Source organism: Niallia sp. FSL M8-0099 (assembly GCF_038006945.1).
GTDB lineage: Bacteria > Bacillota > Bacilli > Bacillales > Cytobacillaceae > Niallia > Niallia circulans.
Genome location: NZ_JBBOWF010000001.1, coordinates 964,666 through 980,545, shown reverse-complemented (window position 1 = coordinate 980,545; position 15,880 = coordinate 964,666). Strand labels below are relative to the sequence as shown.

Annotated in this window: 16 protein-coding genes; 8 read left to right on the top strand and 8 right to left on the bottom strand. The window is 33.8% G+C overall.

What is annotated here, in order from left to right:
* Positions 1 to 377: 377 nt before the first annotated feature.
* The 4 genes from NSQ92_RS04605 (at position 378) to NSQ92_RS04590 (ending at position 3,850) form a co-directional block, all read left to right on the top strand.
* Positions 378 to 1,373, top strand: a complete 996-nt coding sequence (locus NSQ92_RS04605) for a sulfonate ABC transporter substrate-binding protein (RefSeq protein ID WP_341152410.1) — start codon at positions 378 to 380, stop codon at positions 1,371 to 1,373.
* The gene (ssuC, locus tag NSQ92_RS04600; protein WP_095257861.1) at positions 1,370 to 2,152 is read left to right on the top strand and encodes an aliphatic sulfonate ABC transporter permease SsuC; all 783 of its coding nucleotides are present in this window, start codon (positions 1,370 to 1,372) and stop codon (positions 2,150 to 2,152) included. The genes NSQ92_RS04605 and ssuC overlap by 4 nt, the downstream gene beginning before the upstream one ends.
* Positions 2,153 to 2,171: 19 nt before the next feature.
* On the top strand, positions 2,172 to 2,966 hold the full coding sequence (locus NSQ92_RS04595) for an ATP-binding cassette domain-containing protein (RefSeq protein WP_095321727.1): 795 nt from the start codon (positions 2,172 to 2,174) through the stop codon (positions 2,964 to 2,966).
* Positions 2,967 to 3,190: 224 nt separating this feature from the next.
* Positions 3,191 to 3,850 (top strand): YitT family protein, encoded by a 660-nt coding sequence (locus NSQ92_RS04590; RefSeq protein ID WP_235844532.1) that lies wholly within the window; start codon positions 3,191 to 3,193, stop codon positions 3,848 to 3,850.
* A gap of 30 nt (positions 3,851 to 3,880) precedes the next feature.
* On the opposite strand, the gene NSQ92_RS04585 is transcribed toward NSQ92_RS04590, so the two are convergent.
* Positions 3,881 to 5,143, bottom strand: a complete 1,263-nt coding sequence (locus NSQ92_RS04585) for an MFS transporter (protein ID WP_061800326.1) — start codon at positions 5,141 to 5,143, stop codon at positions 3,881 to 3,883.
* Between the two features lie 214 nt (positions 5,144 to 5,357).
* On the opposite strand from NSQ92_RS04585, the gene NSQ92_RS04580 reads away from it, so the two are divergent.
* On the top strand, positions 5,358 to 5,768 hold the full coding sequence (locus tag NSQ92_RS04580) for a hypothetical protein (RefSeq protein WP_341152409.1): 411 nt from the start codon (positions 5,358 to 5,360) through the stop codon (positions 5,766 to 5,768).
* A gap of 81 nt (positions 5,769 to 5,849) precedes the next feature.
* Here the strand turns inward: NSQ92_RS04580 and NSQ92_RS04575 are convergent, their stop codons facing one another.
* The 6 genes from NSQ92_RS04575 to NSQ92_RS04550 form a co-directional block, all read right to left on the bottom strand.
* On the bottom strand, positions 5,850 to 6,125 hold the full coding sequence (locus tag NSQ92_RS04575; protein ID WP_172867018.1) for a YqhV family protein: 276 nt from the start codon (positions 6,123 to 6,125) through the stop codon (positions 5,850 to 5,852).
* Between the two features lie 447 nt (positions 6,126 to 6,572).
* Positions 6,573 to 6,689 (bottom strand): DUF4023 family protein, encoded by a 117-nt coding sequence (locus NSQ92_RS04570; RefSeq protein ID WP_082138277.1) that lies wholly within the window; start codon positions 6,687 to 6,689, stop codon positions 6,573 to 6,575.
* A gap of 95 nt (positions 6,690 to 6,784) precedes the next feature.
* Complete coding sequence (locus NSQ92_RS04565) at positions 6,785 to 7,885, bottom strand: glycoside hydrolase family 172 protein (protein ID WP_047941422.1); 1,101 nt, start codon at positions 7,883 to 7,885, stop codon at positions 6,785 to 6,787.
* Between the two features lie 18 nt (positions 7,886 to 7,903).
* Entirely contained in the window at positions 7,904 to 8,746 is an 843-nt protein-coding gene (locus NSQ92_RS04560; RefSeq protein ID WP_047941421.1) for a carbohydrate ABC transporter permease, read from the bottom strand.
* 14 nt (positions 8,747 to 8,760) lie between these two features.
* The gene (locus NSQ92_RS04555; RefSeq protein ID WP_047941420.1) at positions 8,761 to 9,654 is read right to left on the bottom strand and encodes a carbohydrate ABC transporter permease; all 894 of its coding nucleotides are present in this window, start codon (positions 9,652 to 9,654) and stop codon (positions 8,761 to 8,763) included.
* A gap of 75 nt (positions 9,655 to 9,729) precedes the next feature.
* Positions 9,730 to 11,010, bottom strand: coding sequence for a sugar ABC transporter substrate-binding protein (locus NSQ92_RS04550; RefSeq protein ID WP_341152408.1), 1,281 nt, complete (start codon positions 11,008 to 11,010; stop codon positions 9,730 to 9,732).
* Positions 11,011 to 11,221: 211 nt separating this feature from the next.
* Here NSQ92_RS04550 and NSQ92_RS04545 point away from each other — a divergent pair, with 211 nt between their 5' ends.
* From NSQ92_RS04545 to NSQ92_RS04535, 3 genes are all read left to right on the top strand, one after another.
* Positions 11,222 to 13,060 (top strand): sensor histidine kinase, encoded by a 1,839-nt coding sequence (locus tag NSQ92_RS04545; protein WP_061800265.1) that lies wholly within the window; start codon positions 11,222 to 11,224, stop codon positions 13,058 to 13,060.
* Between the two features lies 1 nt (position 13,061).
* The gene (locus NSQ92_RS04540; RefSeq protein ID WP_047941417.1) at positions 13,062 to 14,651 is read left to right on the top strand and encodes a response regulator; all 1,590 of its coding nucleotides are present in this window, start codon (positions 13,062 to 13,064) and stop codon (positions 14,649 to 14,651) included.
* A gap of 114 nt (positions 14,652 to 14,765) precedes the next feature.
* Positions 14,766 to 15,323: a flavodoxin family protein gene (locus tag NSQ92_RS04535; RefSeq protein ID WP_336044805.1), complete on the top strand. Its 558-nt coding sequence runs from the start codon at positions 14,766 to 14,768 to the stop codon at positions 15,321 to 15,323.
* 88 nt (positions 15,324 to 15,411) lie between these two features.
* On the opposite strand, the gene NSQ92_RS04530 is transcribed toward NSQ92_RS04535, so the two are convergent.
* Positions 15,412 to 15,879 carry a hypothetical protein gene (locus NSQ92_RS04530; protein WP_047941416.1) on the bottom strand — a complete coding sequence of 156 codons (468 nt, stop codon included), beginning with the start codon at positions 15,877 to 15,879 and terminating at the stop codon, positions 15,412 to 15,414.
* Between the last annotated feature and the right edge of the window lies 1 nt (position 15,880).

Genomic DNA, 15,880 nt, shown 5'->3' with positions numbered 1-15,880 from the left:
AATCTAAGGCTGTTTTTTTATGTGCTGTAAAGTTCTTTGTCCGAGGATCCTTCCTAAATGGTTAACTACTCCCTCCCCTTCATTCTAAATTCCCTATTTGATAAAACAAAAAAGAAATTATATCTAAAAAAACTAAACAGGTACCTAATAGTATTCTTTGCATAATTTATAAAGAACTAAAGTCCAGACAGAATATGTGGATATGCTATGTTAAAAAAATGGTTGGTTTGAATGATGAAACAGTCAACTTTTCAGAAAGAAAAATATATGTACGTTAATGCCTAACTAGTGATTGATGGCAGAGAATATCATCTTCTACAAGCTTCCTTAACATAGCTGACAAATAAAATAAGAGTATGAGGAGATGATGCTTCTATATGAAAAAAAGAAAGAAAACAGTCGCTTTAATCTTAGGATGTATGCTGCTTTTATCTACCATTTTTCTTTCTGCTTGTTCATTACCAAAACCACCAGGTGAGAATAGTAGCTATGATAAGGTATTCCGTATTGGTTATCAAAAAAATGGACCACTCCTTATTTTGAAGGAGCTAGGTACCTTAGAAGAACGTTTAAAGCCACTTGGATATAAAGTAGAATGGTATGAATTTCAAGCAGGCCCAGCTTTACTTGAAGCATTAAATGCCGGAAGTATAGATTTTGGTCGGTCAGGTGATTCTCCTCCAATCTTTGCTCAAGCTTCTGATTCTACCTTACAGTATGTTGCTGCAGGAAAATCAAAGTTTGAAGGTTCTGGCATTTTAGTGAAGAATGATTCTTCCATCAAGACATTAGCAGACCTGAAAGGAAAAAAAATCGGTTTTGCCAAAGGAAGTAGTTCCCATTATTTATTAGTAAAAGCATTAGAAAAAGCTGGTTTAAACTATAGTGACATAGAACCTGCTTACTTATCGCCTGGAGACGCAAGAATTGCTTTTGAAAAAAAGGAAATTGACGCTTGGGTTATATGGGATCCTTTTACCGCAGATACACAGTTACAAGCTGATGCAACACTATTAGTAAATGGAAAAGGTCTAACTAGTGACCGCGATTTCTTTCTAGCTTCCTCTGACTTTCTTCAGGAAAACAAAGAGATTATTAAAGTAGTGATGAAAGAAATACAAAAATCATGTCAGTGGGCAAATGAGCATCCGGAAGATTTAACAAAAATGCTTTCCTCTATTTTGGGTATTGATGAAGCCTCCATGAACATTGCTGTGGAAAGAAGAGTGTATGGAGTAGAAGAAATAAGTGCATCGATTATAAAAGAACAGCAAGAAATTGCAGATACCTTTTATAACCTCCAACTTATCCCGAAGAAAATAAAGGTGAATGAAAACGTCTATACAATTGATTTAAAGGATGAGGAACAGTGAAGAAAACATCTCTCTACTTCATAAAAAAAATATTGCCGTGGGGTATTCCTATTTTATTGCTAATTGGCTGGCAATGGATTATTAAAGCAGGGATTATTTCCTCGCGAATACTTCCCGCTCCATCGGATGTCTATGTGGCTGCCATCAATCTCTTTCAAACGGGAGAATTAACCCATCATGTATGGATTAGTTTATGGAGAGCGTCTATTGGATTTCTGATCGGTGGTACGATTGGATTTGTATTAGGTTTATTAAACGGCTTATTCCGATTTACAGAGCTATTACTTGACACCTCTATTCAAATGTTACGAAATATTCCCCATTTAGCTCTAATACCATTAGTCATTCTTTGGTTTGGGATTGGAGAAGAAGCAAAAGTATTTCTTGTAGCTTTAGGGGTTTTATTCCCCATCTATCTTAATACTTATCATGGTATTAAATCCGTTGATAAAGGATTAATCGAAATGGGAAAAATGTATGGGCTAAATGGCTTTTCTCTTTTCCTAAATGTTATATTTCCAGGCGCTCTTTCTTCCATTCTTGTAGGTTTACGATTTTCATTAGGAATCATGTGGATTACTTTAATTGTTGCGGAAACAATATCCTCTACTTCTGGGATTGGTTATATGGCAATGAATGCAAGAGAATTTATGAGGATGGATGTAATTGTATTAAGTATTCTCCTGTATGCATTACTTGGAAAACTTTCCGATGTAATCGCTCGTTTTATGGAAACACGATGGCTTAAATGGCATCCTAGCTACCACAAACATTCCTAAAGTAAAGGAGGATTGGAAGATGAGGAAAGAAAAAATATATCTAGAAATAAAAAATCTCGAAAAAAGCTATAATGATACCAAAGTCTTAAAATCTCTAAATCTTAAAATAAATCGAGGCGAGTTCCTTGCAATTGTCGGAAAGAGCGGCTGTGGAAAAAGCACGTTACTTCGCTTACTGTCAGGGTTAGAAAAACCAACTAAAGGCGAAATACTCATCGACGGAAAACCTTTAAATAGTTTAAACAGGGAAGCATGCATGATGTTCCAGGATGGGCGCTTACTTCCATGGAAACGCGTATTAGATAATGTAAAATTAGGACTAAAAGGGAATCGCCGGGAAGAAGCCATTCAGGTTTTGCGTGATGTTGGATTAGAAGACAAGAAAGATGAATGGCCAGCAAATCTTTCTGGCGGACAGAAGCAGCGTGTAGCATTAGCTCGGTCGCTTATGCATAAACCAAGACTGCTGTTACTCGATGAACCCCTTGGAGCCTTAGATGCTCTTACCCGTCTAGAAATGCAATCTATGATTGAAAATATTCAAATGACCCACGGATTCACCTCCTTATTAGTAACGCATGATGTCGAAGAGGCTGTAGCGCTTGCTGATCGAGTCATTGTTCTTCAGGATGGCGTCATTGCTCAAGATATACCAATTACTCTAGAAAGGTCACGCCAGCGAAATCATGCTGCTTTTGCCTCTTTAGTTAACGATATATTGAAAAAAATCCTCCATCCAACCGACGAAAAGTCTCATCGAATGATTGAGGAGGAACGAAACCTAGCATTAAAAACGATTCCAAAGCTAAATTAATGAGGATTAGTGGAGGAGGCTGACTTTTTTTGTCTGGTCTTCTTCTTTTCTTATTTAGCGTGGTAACAAGACAAAGCTAATACCCCCATCACTGAGGATGAGTTAAGCGAACAGTCCCTTGAAAGAAAGACTCCCAATTCCTATAATAAAGGTCATTCCTTTTCATGTTTCTGCATACACTTGTTATTATAGTGGACATGCATATTAAATGAGGGATGATTTTTTTGAGAAAAAAAAAGCCGGTAGCTTATTCACCTTATCGATTTAGAAGAATATGTAGACAATACTCCTTCATTTTGCTTGGTGCAATTATTCAAGGATGTGCAATGGGTATATTCCTTTTTCCAAATTCTATCCCTTCTGGGGGAGCTGGCGGTTTAACTGTTCTCTTCCATTATTTTTTCAACATCCCCCTAAGTATTATTCTTTGGATGATCAATTCTTCTATGCTCCTTTTTGCCATCCATTTCTTAGGCGGCAGCAGTGCAGTTGGAACATTATTTGGAATTACGATCACTTCTATAGCCGTTAATCTTTCCCAAACCTATTTCAGTACACCCTTTTCCAATGTCTGGATAGATATGCTTATTGGATCCTTAGTACTAGGTACAGGAATTGGCATTCTCTTAAGGCAAGGTGTTTCGAATGGCGGAATCGGAGTTATTGCCTTAATCATCTCCAAATATAGAAATATTAATCCTGGTAAACCATTATTTTGGATAAATGGGGTAATATTTGTCATCACTGCTTATATTATCGATTGGCAAATTGTGATACAAGCCCTCATCTGTCAATGGTTCTCTACAAAAATTGTTGCCTATCTCTATAATTTAAGAATTCGTCTACCCATCTCTGGTCCTGCGTTTGCCTGGCGGAAAAAATAAGGATGTTCGGGATAATCCCAAACATCCTTATCATCTTCCATCAATAGGCTCTAAAAAAGGAATGACTTCTTTCGTATCCTCTTCTTTTTTGTCTTTCTTCCCTTTTTCTCCCTGCTGCTGTTTGTTATCCTCTCCTTTGATTAATAACAGGGCAAGAAGACCAACTAGACAAGTAAATCCAGCTATTGATAAAAACATACCTAAACGGGACCAATCCATCAGCCTTCCGAAAATTGGCGGTCCGATTGCAACTCCCAGGAACCGCACAGAACCATATAAAGAAGTAACGAACCCCCTTCTTTCTTGGCCAACAGCACCTGTAATAAAACTATTAATACACGGCAAAATCAAACCAGTTCCAACACTGCTGACTGCAAGGACTGCTATAAAAGGAACAAGGCCCTTAAATAAACTTAAGCTTGCATAAGATGCAGTGACAAAAATAAAACCAAGGACGATTAACTTTTTCATTAATTTTTGATTTTTTCCTATTTTACTTCCTGTAATATAGGATGTTGTACACATTATTAATAAGGGAATTGCTAGTATTAACCCCTTGATAATTCCATCAATTTTATGCGTTTTCTCTAATGTATCTGATAAATAGAAAAGAATACCGAAGAGCGTAAATAAACAGGTTGCCCCTGCTAAGTATGCCGTAAATAACCATTTTCCTTCATGTTTAAAAACACTTACTAACCCTTTTATATATTTGCTTGGAGATGGAGGCTTTTTACTATGTTCTTTCTCTCTAATGAATATCCATGACAAGATAATAGAAATTAATACAACCATTGGAAAAGCAAAAAATACGCCATACCAAACAATTAAGGCAATGGCAGAACCTAGTATAGGAGAAAGCACTTTCCCAAATCCATTGGATGCTTCCACAAGTCCCAATATCCTACTTTCTTTCGCTCCTTTATATAAATCGGCCGTTAATGCCATTGCTATCGGTGCGGTTCCAGCAGCACCTATCCCTTGTAAAGACCGTCCTACTAAGATCCATGTATAAGCATGGGAAAATTTCGCCGCAGCAAATCCAGCTAATATACCTCCAACGCCATATAAAAACAAAGCAGGAAGAATAACGGATTTTCGTGTAAAACGATCCGATAAATAGCCTAAAATAGGAATAAAGAAAGCGGCAACTACAGAAAAAACCGTTATCGTCATACTAGCTTGAAAAGCAGAAAGATTAATTTCCGATTGCATTTTTGGCAGTATTGGTATTAACATGGAATTTCCTAGTGTCATGATAAGCGGGATAGAACCAATCGCTACTGCAGTCATTTTTGTATTTTTTTTCTTTTCCACAAATACTACCTCCGTTACTGTACAGCATAATCCATTACTTTTATGATTGAGGGATCTTTAGTTAGATTATCCGTACATGGAAAAGTTATTCTGTCTTACAAAATATGTTTAATTCCAGAATACTAACACTTAGCAAGAGGAAAAATACATTAGGTGAGTGTTATAAAACTTGGACAACGGAGGAAAAAAATTGAAGTTATTTATCGAGTATATCCTGGATGAAATAGAACAAATTGGATTAAAAAAAGGATTTCGCACCTCCCTTTCCTCTAGTAAGAATGAGGAGAATTACCTTAGAGGCACATTACAGTATTTTGATAAAGACTTTTTTATTCACTTTGTCCTATTCTTCAGTTATCCAGAAAAAAACCCAAATTTAACTTATACCTTTTGGATATTAACTCATCATGGCAATGAACAGCTGCTAAAAAAGGATAATGACAAAGAAAGCGAAGAGGCTGAGAACAAAAAGAAAAAGATAGATTTAATTAAAGAACATTGTCTGAGTGAAATAAATGTCAATATTTCTAAAGGCGAGGAAATACAAAAATTATTTAAGAAAATCGAAACTGTTCTCTCAAAGGAAGTCATTATGTCCTAATGCTTTTTGCGATATTAACCAAAAGCTAAAATAAATTGCCTTTTTACCACCTGAACAGGAGAAAAAGGCAATTTTTATTCATTATTCGCTTTTCACCCCATATATAATCAGCCCAACCCCCAATAATATCCATATCATTTTAGCAAAGGATATTTTATCTGTTAAACCCCATAAGCCAACAAAGGTAGTTGCTATAAGTACAAGAGGACCAACAATTGCTAAGGAGCTATTGATTATAAGCGCCTTTTCTATTTCATTTGTCTTCAGCATCAAAAGCGCTGCAGTAATTTCTATGCTTCCAGATAATAATCTTAGGATAACCATTCCGAGAACTGCTTTTTCAATGAACGATAACATATACTCCTCCCACCAATAGCAAAATTTACTACCATTATATGCAGAGGGATGTTTAATAGGACATGTTTTTGAAGCTCGAAAAGAAATCCTGATGACGAACGGAATGATAAAACCAAAATCTATTGTTGAAAAGAACGCTGTCTTTTTTTATCCAACTCTCTTATACATGAATTACAATAACCTAACTCCCCATCAAATTTATACCACTGTTTACACTTCAGGCACTTCTTATGTAAAATTTCATTAATCATCAAATCATATCCGTAATATGTCATGACTTTTTCAATTTTCATTCCATCTCTTCCTTTCTCCTCTTTATCCTTTGTTAAAGTATGCAGATTGCTATCAAGTCGTGATAGCAATAAGGATTTTTTTGAAAAAGAAAGAGAATAGTAACCTAAAAAAACTGCACCCTAAAATAAAGGTGCAGTTCTTTAGCATGTATTTTTAGTGCTGCTTATTTGGTAATTTGGCCTCTGGATGTCCTTTACCATGCTTTTTATTTTTTTCTTGCTTCTTTTGATCATCCTTTAGTTTTTCCACGAATTTACCTGTGTCTTCCATTATTAATCCTCCTCAAAGTTGTTCTTGTTATTTTAACCGATTAGCGGATTTACATTCTTGAAAACAAATTAATTCTTATTTAAGGATGATATATTTTATCGTGGCCATCGTTCTTCTCTTAAAGGGAAAACAGGAAATGGCTCATGAGGCAATGTCTGATACCAATAAGCAACAGTAGAAACATCATCCTGTCTCTCAAACAAACCACGATGGCTGACACCAATTTGTTGTACGGTTATCTTGAGATCCTCTTCAAAGCGAATAGGATCCATAATATGCCAGCGATAAAATCCACGCATTGGCGGTACATCATCATTATGGTAAGGATTAACAACTGTATTATCCTGTTTAGCATAAAACGGATAACCTAAAAAAGGTGTAGAATAAGTTGTTTCGTCCATTTTGCCATGCTCATTATATGTTGCAAAACTCCAAGCACCACCAAAATAATCCTCTGTTCCAGTTCCGCAAATTGTCGGATATTCTTTATCTCCATCTAGAAAAACCTTTACCTCCCCTTCTCCCCACCAATATCTTTCTAATGTAGATAATGCCATATACGTACCAACATACTGCCCTTTTCCTTTCACACCATCTAAAATAATATAATCCTGCCCTTTTTCAGTAATACTCTGTCTTCTCCATTGGGCATGAAAATAAGCAATTTCTTTTGGCAAAGAATCATATAAGCAATAGTCTACTTGATAAAAAAAGGCAGGAATTGCATCCTCACATTGATTTTCGATCGTAATGCGTGCTTTTTTATGAAAAGGCATAGAAAAATAACTATTCATTCCTCTATTCGGATTAACGGCTATAGGCATGGAATTCACTAAACAGCCTTGCCCAAATCCACAGCAAAAGAAATCTCCCAAAGGGCTTTCAACTGATGGATTCTCTTCATCATCCCAATACATTCTGAGAATAATATCTCTCAATACAAACGGATTTTTATCATTTATTTTCGCAGGAACCGTTATCCAAATATGTTCAATAACACCTGGTCCATCAATTTCAGCTAAAACTTTTATTTCGCCTGATTTAATATCTCTTAAACACGGAGCCCCTTTTCTCGAAGGTCCAAGATTACTAGCTGCCTTCCCGCCACCTCCTTTTTCACCAGTAGGATTTTCCGCATTAATCGCTCTTGTTCTTCCATTATTTAAAATAGGTAAAGTAGATAATCCATTAAACATCGTATCACTCCAATTTTTTTATTGTTTAACTCCTCCAGCGATAATTCCTTCCATAATGTTCTTTTCAAATATCATCACAAATAAAATAATAGGTAAAGTAATGAACCAACCCATGGAACTTATTAAATCCCAAGGCACTTCAAAGTTACTTGTTCTTGGAATCGTTGTAATCCCCACACTTAATACTTTAATTTTGTAAGAAAAAAATAAAGGTGTAAAAAACTCATTTAAACATTGGATAAAGTTAATAATACTAACAGTAGCTATAGCTGGCTTCATCAGCGGAAAATACACTTTGAATAATACTTGTAAAAAATTCGCTCCATCTACTTGAGCAGCTTCTTCCAAAGATGGAGGAATTTGTTTAACGAAATTATAGAGAATTAGTACAGAGAAAGGGAGCAAGGAACTTGTATATAAAATGGTTAACCCCAAATAGGTATCAACCAATTGTACAGACTTCATAAAATCGTATAGAGGTCGCGCAGTTATAACAGGTGGGATTAGTGCTGAAAACAACAGCAATTTATATCCCCAGCTAACTCCTCTCGAATAGTCATATCTGGCAAACCCATATGCTGCTGCCGTACCAAATATAATAGAAGCAACTAGAGATAAACCAGTAATCAGCAATGTATTAATCGCCATTTCCCCAATTCCCAATTGAATAAATAAATCTTTATAGTTTTGAAAAGTAATGATCTTAGGAAAGTAATCAATAGGAGTTTGGAATAGAGAACCCTTTGGTGTTATAGATGAAATAAAAATCCAGTAAAGAGGTAGCAAGATAATAATTGCTACAACAAAGGTCAATCCCCATCTAAGAAAAAAATAAAAACTTTTCATCGACCTTATATTCATTCTTTACATACCTCCTAATAGTCATTTTTCTTGATCCCTAATAAACTTATACTGCTGATAATAATCATCATCAAAAATAAAAGTACTGCTATAGCAGAGGCATAGCCAATATTTAAGTTCGTGAAAGCTTCTACTGCAATTCTATATGCTAGTAAGCTTGTCGAATCACCAGGTCCTCCAGTAGTCATGGCATAGACAATATCATAGCTTACAATTCGCCACATGGTGAAAAAGATACATAGTGTCAACAAATTCTTCATTATTAGTGGAATTGTAATAGAGAAAAATGTTCTAACCATATTTGAACCATCCATTTTAGCAGATTCATAAATCTCTTCTGGGATAAACTGAAGTCCTGCTAAAACGAGAATCGCAAAGAAAGGAACATCTTTCCATAAGTCCACCAAAATCACCGCAATTCTTGTAGATTCTGGGTGAATCAGCCAATCGAAGTGAAATGTAGTAAAGATTCTTCGTATTAAATCATTCACCAAACCATAGCTATCATTAAATGCCCATCTTGCTGCTAACCCTGTTACAACCATAGGCATTGCCCATGGTATTAAAACAATTGTTCGTAAAAACTTCTTTCCTTTAAACTTCTGATTTAATAAAACAGCTAAGAATATACCGAAGATCACATGAAAGATCATGGATATGATGGTAAAAATCAATGTAAATTCCAAAGAGGTGATAATCTTATCATCTTTAAAAATAGCAAAAAAGTTTTGAAAACCAATAAATGTTGCAACCCCGCCTTTAAACATATTAATTTCAAACATACTATTAATAAAAGTAACTATGATTGGATAAATAATCGTAAATCCTCTAATAATTAATACCGGTAGTATCAAAATCCAAGCAATAACTAACCTGTTTTGAAAGGATTTATTTAGAAAAGTCTTCATTTGATAGCTCCTTTCCATAAAGAGGATCAAAATTATCTATAAATTTAATCCTCTTTATTTATTTCAAGATTGTACTTACTTGGCCAAACGAGCGATTTCCTTTTGAGCCTGCTCTACCGCTTCATCTAAACTTATTTCATCAGAAATATACTTTTGGAATATCGCTCCAATTCCATTAACAAACTCCATAGCCTGTGGAACTAAAGGTCTACCTCTTAACGTACTATTGCTGATATATTCTTTGACACTCTCTAATCCTTTTGCAGTAAATTTAGGATTATTAATTACATCCAGACGGGCAGGAAGTCTCCCAGACATTTCGCTATATGCTAATTGTCCATCTGGGCTAGCAATATATTGCAGCACTTTTTTTGATGCAGCTTTCTTCTCAGAAGATTTATTTAATACATAATGCCAGGAAGCAATAAAGGCATCGTTTGTCTCAAAAGTTGGCATCGGCTCTATATTCAATTGTTCAGGACTAAATTTCCCAGCTTCTTCAAATGTAGGAATTGCACCTGTATACATAAATAACATTCCATATTTCCCATCAATAAATTTTTGATTCATAGGGTCATAGATATCAGCAAGCTGGGATATCGGGGTCACTTTTTCTTTGTGTGCTAAATCATACATAAACTGCAATGCTTCTTTTGTTTTGGGATTGGTCCAATCAAAATAATCGCCGCCAAAGAGATTAACAAAAGTACCAATTTCATTAAAAACATAACTTTTTTCCCATGAGCCTCCATAACCATATATGCCGTCTTTTGTTACCGCTTTAGCGTATTCAAGAAATTCTTCTTTTGACTTTGGAGCCTCCATACCTGTTTTTTTCAATAATTCATTATTCACCCAAAATGCTAAGATTTCTAAGTAGCTAGGCACGGAAAAGATGCTCCCATTATATGTTGGTATATCCTTTATATATTGCTCAGAAAAATTTTTCACGATTTCAGGAGTCATAACCTCTTTCTCTAAGGGCTCTAAATAGTCTGCTCTTGAAAAAGCTGTAATTAATTCATCATTAACATGCATTAAATCAATTGTATTATCACCTGAAGAAAGAATAGTCGTCATTTTAGCTACCATATCATCAGGGTTAGTAGGTGTAACAATAATATTTAACTTCACTCCAGTTGCCTCTTCTATTTTCTTCTGATAGGCAGACCATCCTGCCTTTGTTGAATCATTTGTCATTAAAGTAATGGTTTCTCCTTCAACCTTACCTTCGCCTCCGGAATCTTGATCAGCATTAGAACTTGTGTTATTTACTCCTACACAGCCAGTTAGGAAAATTGCTGTTACAATCATTATGCATAAAGCTATGCTGTGCCACTTTCTTGATTTTTGCATTCTCTTAACCTCCCTTTTTATAAAGCGCTTTCAAATATGCAAATTCATTATATAAAAGAAAAAAAAACACTTAAATATAAATTCTCATCTAAAAAATATAATATTTGTTGATTGATTATATTTTTTTAAATCTATTGCTTTAATAAACTTTTCTAGATAAACTTATGGATAAAAAGTAAGCGGTTTCTGAATGGAGGAGGAGAAATATTGTATGCGTCTATACTTCTATTTAAAGAAACTTTGTCAAAGATACTTTATTAGTTTTCAAAAGAAGCTTTTATGGAGTTTTCTTCTTACTTCCATTATTCCGTTAATCTCTTTAAGCGTTCTCTCTTATTTCCTGTCTTACAATATTGCAAAAAATAAAATATTTGATTCCATCTCTTATTCAAGTAATCAATTAAATGTAATTCTTTCTAATCGTTTTGAGCAGATGAAAAATGCATCCAGTTTAATTCAGAATTATTTATATCCTTTAGTAATTCAACCACCACAAAAGTTATCGGACCAATTAGAATCATATAGCTCTGTTAGGAATAATATTATTTACTTAAAAGAAGCTTACTTGTTGGATAATATCACCATTTATATAAAACCACAATTTCTTTTTAGTGATGAAGGAATTACCTTCTTTTCTACAAATGATTTATATAAACGTGGAATAATAAATGACCAGCAACTATCTATTAGTACGAACAAGCTAGAATGGATTCTATCTGAGAATATTAATGAGCCCTTTGTTGTCAATCAGTCTTATCAAAATAAAAGGTATTTAAGTTGTTTTATCACTTACCAAAAGAAGGACACGAAAACAATAGATTATGCCATTTTTCTTGATTTAGATGTAAAGGAAGTAAATCAATTACTTGATGAAAGTACTACTGACTCTTCTATTAATAGCTTTTTAATTGATCAAAACGGGATTATTTTAGCACATAATAATAGCAGGCTTATCGGCCAGCCAATTGAAAAAAAGATATTTAACAAAATAGCAACAATGAATGAACAGCCCTTTAAAATCAAGGATAACCAGTATGTTTTTAAACGTAACGAAATAACTGGCTGGTATATTGTTACGGAAGTTCCAACAAGCTATATTGTTAAAAATACTATAGTCCTTATAAGTATCTTAATTTCAGCGGTCATACTAGTTATTATCATTAGTATTGTCAGCAGTTTATTCATCTCCAAAGAATTAAGTAAAAAAATAAGAACAATAGCTAAAACGATTAAGTCAATCTCTTTAGATAATAATAATCTTATTTCTGTTAAGTTGCCTATAGATAAAAAAAAGGACTTTAAAGATGAATTTGATTCATTGGCAATAACATTTAATAATATGACAGAATCGATAAATACCAATTTTACTGCTATTTTAAATTTCAAAATACAGGAAGAAAAAATGAAATATCAGTTAGAACAATCTAAAATAAACCCTCACTTTCTATATAACATGCTTGATTCTATTAAAACTTGTCAAACCCTTGGTCGAATAGATGATGCAAATAAAATGATATCCCAATTGGCACAGTTCTACCGAATGATTTTAAAGAAAGGCGATGAACTTATCCTAATAAAGGATGAACTAGAAATTGCTCAAGTTTATCTCCAGTTAGAAAAATTAAACAAAAGTATGGAATTTCATTGGATGATAGAGAAAGAGGAAGGAATTGAAAATTTTCTTATTCCAAAATTTGTTCTGCAGCCTATTTTGGAAAATTGTATCCACCATGGAATTAAAAATGTTAACACACCATTATCCATTCAAATTTCTATTACCTATAAAAATGATGCTATTCAATTTACGATCCAAGATAATGGGCGAGGAATTACGGATGAAAAGATAGAAACAATAAATCAGGTTCTAAACAATACTGCATTACGTACAAATCATTTTGGTCTAAGCAACGTAAATTCTCGATTATCTTTATATTCATCCGAAAACCCGACAATACAAATAAGTAGATTACATCCACAGGGTACTCTAGTTTCCTTCACTATCCACCAAATGATATCGGAAGAATTATTTTTTGAAGAATTAGGAGGATAAAATGAAAAAAATTATAATGATTGACGACAACACCGTTTGTTTAGAAGGTATTTTCAAAAACATAAAGTGGGAAGAGATGGGAGCAACCGTTTGTGGGATATATGCTAGTGGGATAGAAGCACTAAAAGAAATAGAAAAAATCCAGCCAGATATAGTTATTTCCGATATTCAAATGCCAGAAATAACTGGAATCGATTTGGCTAAAACCTTATTAACAAAATTTCCTTTTATAAAAATTATATTTATCAGTTCATATGATGACTTTATTTATGCACAGGAAGCAATTAGACTTAATATTTGTGACTATGTCGAAAAGCCAATTGACTATGATTATCTCACTACTGTCATTCAAAAAGTACTCCGGAATATTCAACAAGAAAAAGAAACGATGGAACAGTTAAAACATAGTCAACCAATATTGAAAGAGAAATTCTTTTTAAACCTTATTAATGCTGGTCCAACTTATGCAGAATACATGCTTCAAAATCAAGCTAGTTATCTAAATTTGCAATTTACAAAGAAGCAATACATTTGTGTATATTTAGAGATAAGTAAACATATAGACTGCATGAACAGCCTCGGAGTAGAGCGATATCATCTCAATACTTTTCAACTAATTCATGCTGTAGAAGACTACTTCTACTCTGAGGATGTCTATACTATAAATCAAGGTGGAAGAATAATTTTTATTGTTGGTCATAAACAATATCCCCATAAATTAAGTACTTTTGTTATGAAAGCTTTCGAGACGATAAAGAAACAGTTTGATTTTTTTACGATTACAATAGGAATTGGTCATGGCGTACAATCTATATGGGAAATTTCAAATTCTTATCGAAATGCAAAAAAAGCAACGGAATATAAATTTATTTTTGGAGACGATAATATATATTCAACAGAAGAAATACATCAAGCTGCTCCTACTCCTCTTTTTCTATCGAGACAAGATGAAGAATTGCTCATTAATTTAATCTCTAAAAAGGACAAACAGGGAATAAAAGAATTTCTAGCTTATATAGAAAAAAACTGGTCTAGTGTATATTATAATAAAAATGGCATTCTCTCATATATTTCATCCATTCTGTCAAAAATTTTGCGTTTTCTCTATGAAGTAGAAATTAAAGATACGGAAATTGTGGAGAAAATAACGCATACCTTTTCTATCTTGGATACATTTAACACGGTAGAAGAAGTTTGTGAAAATCTAGAAAAAATTTGTCTTCTTACTAGCGAGAAAATTCAACAATCTATTCATTCTAAACATAATCAGATCGCTGAACAGATCATACAATTTATTGAGAATCATTATAATGATATAACTCTGAACTTAAATACAATCAGTAACCATATTAATATGAGCCCATCCTATGTTGGATCTATTTTTAAGAAAATTAAAAATACCAGTATATCTAAATATATTACATTTCTAAGAATAAATAAGGCAAAAGAATTCTTATCTTTTACAAGCATACCAATTATGGAGATCAGTGAAAAAGTAGGTTATTCCAATCAATATTATTTTAGTGCATCCTTTAAAAAAGTAACCGGACTAACACCAACTGAATATCGTACTCATTCCACTATTGTTTAAATATTTTTATTCTACTATCAATTTTCTCGATGACACCTATCTGAATATTCATCTTTATTATTCATCCCATCCAATATAAGATTAATATAAATGAATAGGAAAGGGTGTAAATCCATGAAAAAAATTGCTGTTATTGATGGAGGAACTCGTTCAAATGGGAATACAGCACTCCTGACAGAAAAAGTAATCGACGGTGTGCCGGTAGATAATATTCTGCTTAGAGAGTATACTATCCTTCCTATAATGGACATGCGCCACACTTTAGAAGGATTTCAAAAAAGAGAGGATGACTACAATTCAATAGTGGATCGCATACTTCCTCATGATATATTAATCTTCTCTACTCCTATATATTGGTACAGCATGTCTGGTTTAATGAAGAATTTTATTGATCGGTGGTCTCACTCACTTAGAGATTTAAGCTATCCTGATTTCAAAGCGAAGATGGCGACAAAAAAAGCTTATGTCCTGGCTGTTGGTGGAGATAATCCCACTATAAAAGGCATACCTATGATCCAGCAATTTCAACATATTTTTGATTTTATGGGGATTGAGTTTGGAGGATATATTTTAGGTAATGGTAATAAACCTGGGGATATTTTGGAGGATAAAAATGCCATTTTTGCGGCTGCTCAGTTAAATAAGGAATTTTTAAAAGGGTTTGGGACATAAATATCTCAATCAAATATAACCCCAAACAATTATACGTAAAAACATTCATATAATTGTTTGGGTAACCACCAATAAATGTGATGCTGCTCTACTTTTTTGCTTTTATCTTCGCTACCCCTAAAGCATAATGGCTGAATAAAACATTCTCTATCATCTCTCCTTGCGACTCTTCGCAATCAACAATAACAATTATTTCCGATTGGAATCCCTTCAGTAATCTTCTCTTCTTTTTTACTATAAGTTCTGTAAAAAGACGAATTACAAATCCAAGTAAAAAGCCAGCTGCCGCACCAATTAGGCCCCAGTATATCGGTCCCCATGCAAGCTTAAATCCTATACTTGCAAAAACAACTGATAATGCCGTTGCTAATGCAATACCTATATCAATAAGAGAAGTTCCGTCTGACCGATGCAAGTCATCAAAAATCTTTCGTTGCTCGGTTCTATTATCAAGTGGAACAACAAATATATTTTCTTTTTTTATCCCCTTTTTTTCTAACGTGCTGAGAGCCATTTCTATAAAAATGGAGTGTTCAAATGTCGAAAATAATTGCATC

Bases quoted from the DNA above. Each gene is read 5' to 3' on its own strand.
- NSQ92_RS04585 (WP_061800326.1), bottom strand. From the start codon at position 5,143: ATGACTGCAGTAGCGATTGGTTCTATCCCGCTTATCATGACACTAGGA.
- NSQ92_RS04570 (WP_082138277.1), bottom strand. From the start codon at position 6,689: ATGGAAGACACAGGTAAATTCGTGGAAAAACTAAAGGATGATCAAAAG.
- NSQ92_RS04555 (WP_047941420.1), bottom strand. From the start codon at position 9,654: ATGAAGACTTTTCTAAATAAATCCTTTCAAAACAGGTTAGTTATTGCT.
- NSQ92_RS04530 (WP_047941416.1), bottom strand. From the start codon at position 15,879: ATGCAATTATTTTCGACATTTGAACACTCCATTTTTATAGAAATGGCT.
- NSQ92_RS04560 (WP_047941421.1), bottom strand. From the start codon at position 8,746: ATGAATATAAGGTCGATGAAAAGTTTTTATTTTTTTCTTAGATGGGGA.
- NSQ92_RS04605 (WP_341152410.1), top strand. From the start codon at position 378: ATGAAAAAAAGAAAGAAAACAGTCGCTTTAATCTTAGGATGTATGCTG.
- NSQ92_RS04545 (WP_061800265.1), top strand. From the start codon at position 11,222: ATGCGTCTATACTTCTATTTAAAGAAACTTTGTCAAAGATACTTTATT.
- NSQ92_RS04575 (WP_172867018.1), bottom strand. From the start codon at position 6,125: ATGTTATCGTTCATTGAAAAAGCAGTTCTCGGAATGGTTATCCTAAGA.
- NSQ92_RS04565 (WP_047941422.1), bottom strand. From the start codon at position 7,885: ATGTTTAATGGATTATCTACTTTACCTATTTTAAATAATGGAAGAACA.
- NSQ92_RS04535 (WP_336044805.1), top strand. From the start codon at position 14,766: ATGAAAAAAATTGCTGTTATTGATGGAGGAACTCGTTCAAATGGGAAT.
- NSQ92_RS04595 (WP_095321727.1), top strand. From the start codon at position 2,172: ATGAGGAAAGAAAAAATATATCTAGAAATAAAAAATCTCGAAAAAAGC.
- NSQ92_RS04550 (WP_341152408.1), bottom strand. From the start codon at position 11,010: ATGCAAAAATCAAGAAAGTGGCACAGCATAGCTTTATGCATAATGATT.
- NSQ92_RS04540 (WP_047941417.1), top strand. From the start codon at position 13,062: ATGAAAAAAATTATAATGATTGACGACAACACCGTTTGTTTAGAAGGT.